This is a genomic window from Campylobacter sp. RM5063 (assembly GCF_024723655.1).
Taxonomy (GTDB): Bacteria; Campylobacterota; Campylobacteria; order Campylobacterales; family Campylobacteraceae; genus Campylobacter_D; species Campylobacter_D lari_D.
In genome coordinates this window covers 1-306 of record NZ_JANQDA010000079.1, presented here as the reverse complement: position 1 = coordinate 306, position 306 = coordinate 1, and the positions used below count along the sequence as shown (strand labels likewise).

1 protein-coding gene is annotated in these 306 nt (G+C 24.8%); it reads right to left on the bottom strand.

Annotation, left to right across the window (positions count from 1 at the left end; genetic code table 11):
* A partial coding sequence (locus tag CAMP5063_RS08450) for an EexN family lipoprotein (protein ID WP_257929128.1) occupies positions 1-250 on the bottom strand: 250 nt, incomplete at its 3' end.
* Positions 251-306: the final 56 nt, after the last annotated feature.

Genomic DNA, 306 nt, shown 5'->3' with positions numbered 1-306 from the left:
AATCCAAAGGCTCTTTCCCCATTGATTTACCTATATCTGCTTTAAAAGCATTTTCGCATTCTATATATTCTTTTGAAGTTTTATCTTTTAGTATAGAGTCTTTATTATCTTTACAATATTTTAAAGTATCTTTTAATTCTTTTTCATTTTTGGAGTCTTTAAAATATTCCATAGACTTAGGCTCTGATGAACAAGCACCTAAAAAAACAATAAGACTAAGAGAAGCTAACCCTAAAACTACTTTTTTCATTTTATATCCTTGATATATTTTTTAAATATGTTCGTTATATTTTAATGATATTGAAA